General features: G+C 61.6%; 4 protein-coding genes. All 4 read left to right on the top strand.

Going from position 1 to position 6,447, the window contains the following annotated elements; all coding sequences use genetic code 11:
* Positions 1-267: 267 nt before the first annotated feature.
* The 4 genes from CAK78_RS06930 (at position 268) to htpG (ending at position 6,185) form a co-directional block, all read left to right on the top strand.
* Positions 268-2,406: a sigma 54-interacting transcriptional regulator gene (locus tag CAK78_RS06930; RefSeq protein WP_094696805.1), complete on the top strand. Its 2,139-nt coding sequence runs from the start codon at positions 268-270 to the stop codon at positions 2,404-2,406.
* 11 nt (positions 2,407-2,417) lie between these two features.
* On the top strand, positions 2,418-3,275 hold the full coding sequence (gene fdhD, locus CAK78_RS06925; protein WP_094696804.1) for a formate dehydrogenase accessory sulfurtransferase FdhD: 858 nt from the start codon (positions 2,418-2,420) through the stop codon (positions 3,273-3,275).
* Between the two features lie 125 nt (positions 3,276-3,400).
* Positions 3,401-4,003, top strand: a complete 603-nt coding sequence (recR, locus tag CAK78_RS06920) for a recombination mediator RecR (protein WP_017778912.1) — start codon at positions 3,401-3,403, stop codon at positions 4,001-4,003.
* Between the two features lie 268 nt (positions 4,004-4,271).
* The gene (gene htpG, locus CAK78_RS06910; RefSeq protein WP_094696802.1) at positions 4,272-6,185 is read left to right on the top strand and encodes a molecular chaperone HtpG; all 1,914 of its coding nucleotides are present in this window, start codon (positions 4,272-4,274) and stop codon (positions 6,183-6,185) included.
* Positions 6,186-6,447: the final 262 nt, after the last annotated feature.

Genomic DNA, 6,447 nt, shown 5'->3' with positions numbered 1-6,447 from the left:
GATATATTGATGTAGATTGTAATGAAATTACTGCTCATCTATGATGGGTTGCCATTCCAATATATCAGCCCATGACAATGTTATTTTTTGTTATCAGGCGTTAATAACAGAGCTGGAATTGCAACATGGGGCATCTCTGCTCACCTCGCTCTTATTGACAGCATTTTCCCGTGCTGCAGCTATTTATTTTGGTGGGCTGAGATTGCCGCCATACGATGGCAGGGAGAGCCTGACTGGTGACTGCAATTGATATAACGTGAGGCCGCAATGCTAAATGTGAGTGCTATCCCTCTGGACGAGATTTCCCCCATCTGGGACGACGGATTTCTCCTGCTCTCCAAATCCCTTCTGTCGGCTGTGACCCTCGATGACTTCCTCCTCAAACTCAACCAGATTGATGCTGGTTTTGGCGGCGTGACCAGGGTCAACCTGATACTGAACCGGGGAGCACAGGGGGAGGTCAGCTTCTGCTATTTGGGGCGCAGTGGCCCAACCCACCTTGTCTGCCGTAAGACAGATCTGCACATGGCCACGGAAGCCGGCACCCAGGCGATTGTCCTACCGGCCGCCCGCTTTACCAACCGCTGTGTCCCACTCGATGAACAAGGAATTTACGAGGGGTTGCGCTCTTATTGCCAGCTCCCCATCACCACGGCTCGTAGCCACCTGGGCTGTGTCGAATTCATCAATACGCGCCTTGACAACTTCACGATGGAGACCCTGGCCAAGCTGACCCAGCTGGCCGCCATCATCGCCATTGCGCTGGAGAACGTGCTGGACAAGGAGCGCACCCTGGAGCAGGCCAACTCCCTGCGCCTTGAGCGCGACAGCTGCAAGATCCTGGTGGACGTGACCAACGCGGTGATCAAGCTGGTGCGTATCGCCGAGCTGCCCAAGAGCCTGTTCACCATACTGCACCACCACGTTGGCATCAGCAGTCTGTGTCTGGCCGAGTACAACGCCACCTCCGACAGCTTCAAGAGTTACCTGGTCAATCAGCAGCAGCGCGAACAGCCGGGCATCATCAACCATTCGTGTTTTGAGAAGAACTGCCTGCAGGGGGCGCTCGGCCACAGCGAGCCCTTCTTCCTCTATCGCGAGCAGGGCCACGGCTGTCAGTCGAGCTGCCGCTTCACCTCCCAGATCCTGCCCCCCGACGCCGACAGCTCCTGCATCCTGCCGCTGCGCTATCGGGGCAATCTGCTGGGGGTGTTGATCCTCTCTCACCCACAGGCGGATTTCTTCGCCGACCTCGATATCTCGCTGCTCGAACAAGTGGCGGCGCGCACGGCGATTGCCATGAACAACGTGCAGGCGCAGCAGGAGATCTCCAACACCACCGGTGCCAGGGAGAAGACGCTTCGGGTTGACGGGCCCGCGCCGCAGGGGGACTTTGCCAACATCATCTACCAGAGCGCCGTGATGGAGAGGGTGCTGGAGAAGGTGAAGCTGGTGGCCCAGAGCGACTGCACCGTGCTCATTCTGGGGGAGACCGGCACCGGCAAGGAGCTGATCGCCCAGGCCATTCACGCCCTGAGTGCCCGCCACGATCACGAGATGGTCAAGGTGAACTGCGCCGCCATTCCTACCGGCCTTATCGAGAGCGATCTGTTCGGCCACGAGAAGGGGGCCTTCACCGGGGCGCTGACCCAGCGCATCGGCCGCTTCGAGCGGGCCCACAAGGGCACCCTGTTCCTCGACGAGGTGGGGGACATGCCGCTCGATCTGCAGCCTAAACTGTTGCGGGTCTTGCAGGAGCACGAGCTGGAGCGGGTGGGCAACAGCAACCCCATTGCCATCGACGTGCGGCTGGTGGCGGCCACCAACTGCGACCTGCTCTCCATGGTCAAGAACAAGCGCTTTAGAAGCGACCTCTATTACCGGCTCAACGTCTTTCCCATCGAGCTGCCGCCCCTGCGCGAGCGGCGCGAGGATATTCCGCTCTTGGTCAACTTCTTCATCAAGAAGATCGCCAAGCGGATGCGCCGCACCATCACCTCCATCCCGGCCGATGCCATGAAGATGCTGGTGTCGCTCCCCTGGTACGGCAACATCCGTGAGCTGGAGAACATCATCGAGCGAGCGGTAGTGATGACCCGCGGCCATGTGCTCAACCTCTCGCCGGACGAGCTGCTGCCCCTCAAGGGCTTTCACAAGATAGAGACCCTGGTCTATGACGAGCCGGCCCGGGAGCTGTTTCGTGAGCCGCTGCCCGCCTTGCCGCAAGGTGACGAGGCACAGGGGGAGGATGAGCGAGCCAGCATCATCCGGGCGCTGAAGGCGTGCAACGGCATCGTCGCCGGTGAGCGGGGCGCGGCCCAGCGCCTCGGCATGAAGCGCACCACCTTGCTGTCGAAAATGAAACGGCTCGGGATCTCGGCCAAAGATCCCCGCACTCTCAACTAAGGGGCCCCCAGATGTTGCTTGAACTCGACCCCGACACCCCGCAGGCGCTCAGCGCCCATCGCGAGGTGGTCCATTACCATCAGCGCGGTGTCACCACCGACAGCGCCATGCAGTTGCCCTGTGAAACCCCGGTGGCGCTGGTCTACAACGGCATCGCCCACAGCGTGATGATGTGCTCGGCCGCCGATCTGGAGGATTTCGCCATCGGCTTCTCGCTGTCGGAGGGGATCATCGACAGCCTGCTCGATATCCACGACATCGAGCAGCAGAGCGCCTGCCGCGGCATCGAGCTGCACATCACTCTGGCCAATCGCTGCGTTCATCGCCTGAAAGAGAAACGGCGCACCCTGGCCGGGCGCACCGGCTGCGGTATCTGCGGCAGCGAGAGCCTAGAGCAGGTGGTGCGCGCCCAGCCAAGGCTGCCCGACAGCCAGCGCCTTGCGGTGGGCCATATCGACAAGGTGCTGAGCGCGCTGCGCCCGCTTCAGCTGCTGGGGCAGAGCACGGGGGCGACCCATGCCGCCGTGCACGTGGATGGCGAGGGCAACATCCTCGCCATTCGCGAGGACGTGGGACGCCATATCGCGCTGGACAAGCTGGTGGGGCATCTGCAGCGAAGCCAACGGCGCGACGGCGCCATCCTGGTGACCAGCCGCGCCAGCTTCGAGATGGTGCAAAAGTGCGCCAGCGCCGGGGTGGAGATCCTGCTCGCCATCTCGGCTGCCACCGAGCTCGCAGTCGAGCGGGCCGAGCAGACCGGACTCACCCTGGTGGGCTTTTGCCGCCCGGGGCGGGCCGAGATCTACAGCGGTCGCCAGCGCATCCTGCTGGCGAGTGCGGCATCATCCCCCGTTTCGGCAGAGGGCTGAGGGCACAAGGCCATTGGCGCTCGGGGTTGGCTCGGGTATAGTCCTGCGCCAACAAGATAGGTTCGGTCACGCTCCTTGCCCGTCAGGGCGCCGCGGCCGACACAGCGTCAAAGGATACCAAGCCCATGAAATTCAGCCCGCTGCTGGATGAGATGATGAAAGCCCTGCAGGTGCTGCCGGGTGTCGGCCCCAAGTCGGCCCAGCGCATGGCATTTACCCTGCTCGAGCGTGAGCGCAGCGGCGGCCTGCGGCTGGCCCAGCTGCTCTCTCGCGCCCTGACCGAGATTGGCCACTGCAGCCACTGCCGCACCTTCACCGAGAACGAGCGCTGCGAGATCTGCGCCAATCCGAAGCGCGAAGAGAACGGCCTGCTGTGCGTGGTGGAGAGCCCGGCGGACGTGGCCGCCATCGAGCAGACCGGCCAGTTCTCCGGCCGCTACTTCGTGCTGATGGGCCATCTGTCGCCGCTGGACGGCATTGGCCCGGAAGAGCTGGGGCTGGAGATCCTGGAGCGGCGCTTGAAGGAGGAGTCCATCAGCGAGCTTATTCTGGCCACCAACCCCACTATCGAAGGGGACGCCACCGCCTGGTACATCGCCGACATGGCCCGCGCCGCCGGCGTCAAGGTGAGCCGGATTGCCCACGGGGTGCCGGTGGGCGGCGAGCTGGAGCTGGTGGACGGCACCACGCTCTCCCACTCCCTGATGGGGCGTCAGCCCCTCAACTGAGTCAGCGTCAGCGCCTTAATTGAGTCAGCGTCAGTCCCTCAACTGAGTCGGCATCTGTGCTTCAACAGGCCCTGCGTCGCGACTCAGCCCACGATACCAGAACCCGCCTCGGCGGGTTTTTTGTTTGTGCAGGATGGGGCTACAGCCTCGATTGGCGCAAAAATCGCCATTCGCACCGTTCGTTGTATTTGTCCCCTTGAAATGGCGATTGCCGGCCCCATCTTGGATCGGGAATATGTTCAACCCGAATCGCCTGAGGATAGTGTCGATGACCCAAAGCGTTCATGCCGAAACCCACGGGTTTCAGACTGAAGTCAAACAACTGCTGAGCCTGATGGCCCACAGCCTCTATTCCAACAAAGAAGTATTCCTGCGCGAGCTTATTTCCAACGCCTCCGATGCGGCGGACAAGCTGCGCTTCAAGGCGCTTTCAGATGCCTCTTTGTTCGAAAACGACGGCCAGTTGCGCGTTCGCCTGGTGGTTGATAAAGAAAAACGGACCCTGACCATCTCCGATAACGGGATCGGTATGACCCGGGATCAGGTGATCGAGCACCTGGGCACCATCGCGAAATCCGGCACCGCCGAGTTCTTCAAGAACCTCTCCGGTGATCAGGGCCGCGACTCCCAGCTGATCGGTCAGTTCGGGGTGGGCTTCTACTCCGCCTTCATCGTCGCCGACAAGGTGACCGTGGTCTCCCGCGCCGCCGGCACCGAACCGGACCAGGGCGTGCAGTGGGAGTCGGAAGGGGAAGGCTCCTTCACCGTGGCCGACGTGACCAAAGAGGGTCGCGGTACTGACGTCATCCTGCACCTGCGTGCCGAAGAGGACGAGTTCCTCGACGACTGGCGCCTGCGCTCCGTGGTCAGCAAATATTCCGACCACATCAGCGTGCCGGTGGAGATGTTCAAAGAGGGTACCCCGGATCGGGAAGAAGAGGGTGAAACCATCGTCGGCACCCCGGGCGAGTGGGAGCAGGTCAACCGCGCCACTGCGCTCTGGACCCGCAACCCGAAGGACATCAAGGATGAGGAGTATCAGGAGTTCTACAAGCACGTCGCCCACGACTTCGAAGATCCGCTGCTGTGGGGTCACAACCGGGTGGAAGGGGCGCAGGAGTACACCAGCCTGCTCTACGTACCGGCCCGCGCACCGTTTGACCTCTACAACCGCGAGCAGAAGCACGGCCTCAAGCTCTACGTGCAGCGCGTCTTCATCATGGATGACGCCGAGCAGTTCATGCCGACCTACCTGCGCTTCGTCAAAGGGGTGCTGGACTCCAACGATCTGCCGCTCAACGTCAGCCGCGAGATCCTGCAAGACAACAAGGTGACCGTCTCCCTGCGCAAGGCCTGCTCCAAGCGCGTGCTGACCATGCTGGCCAAGCTGGCCAAGGACGATGCCGAGAAGTACGCCAAGTTCTGGAGCGAGTTCGGCAATGTGCTCAAAGAGGGCCCGGCCGAGGATTACGCCAACCGCGAAGAGATCGCCAAGCTGCTGCGCTTTGCCAGCACTGCCGGCGAGGGCGAAGCCCAGACCGTGTCGCTGGAGGATTACGTTGGCCGCATGAAGGAAGGCCAGCAGAAGATTTACTACATCACCGCCGACTCCTACGCTGCCGCCAAGAACAGCCCGCACCTCGAGATCTTCCGCAAGAAGGGCGTCGAAGTGCTGCTGATGTGGGAGCGGGTCGACGAGTGGCTGATGAGCCACCTGACCGAGTTCGACGGCAAGCAGCTGGTCTCCGTCACCCGTGGCGAGCTGGATCTCGGCGATCTGGAAGACGAAGCCTCCAAGCAGGCACAGGAAGAGGCCGAGAAGGCCAACGCCGGTCTGGTGGAGCGGGTCAAGCAGAGCCTGGGCGAGGCGGTAAAAGAGGTGCGCGTCACCCACCGTCTGACCGACTCACCCTCCTGCATCGTCACCGATGCGCACGGCATGAGCACCCAGATGATCAAGCTGATGCGCGCCGCCGGTCAGCCGGTGCCGGAGCAGAAGTACATTCTGGAACTGAACCCCGACCACGCTCTGGTGAAGAAGCTCGACACCATCCAGGACGAGGCACTGTTCGGCGAGTGGGTCACCCTGCTGCACGAACAGGCTCAGCTGGCCGAGCAGGGCGGGCTCAATGATCCGGCGAGCTTCGTCTCCCGTATCAACCGTCTGTTACTCCAGGCATGATGTTTGGGCCCACTGCGTGCAGTGGGCTCTTTCTTTTCTGGCGCCTGCCCCGTTTGGGGCGGGCGCCAGTTGCGTGCAGCGCTGCTGCATTTTCACTCATTTTTCGTAAACGGATCTGCGCCAATGGTCGTATTGCCGTGACGGGAAAATGGTGAAAAATAAGTCACTCACACGGGCCAAGCTTGTGGAAATGAGCGAAACCGTGTAGTTTTTTGCCTTCTCAAGAATTGAATAACCAATCAATAGGAGCGTGTATGCGCAT

This window comes from Aeromonas sp. A35_P, assembly GCF_002259925.1.
Classification (GTDB): Bacteria; Pseudomonadota; Gammaproteobacteria; order Enterobacterales; family Aeromonadaceae; genus Aeromonas; species Aeromonas dhakensis.
Note: the sequence above shows the minus strand (reverse complement) of the source record. Positions and strands in the feature narration are given on the sequence as shown.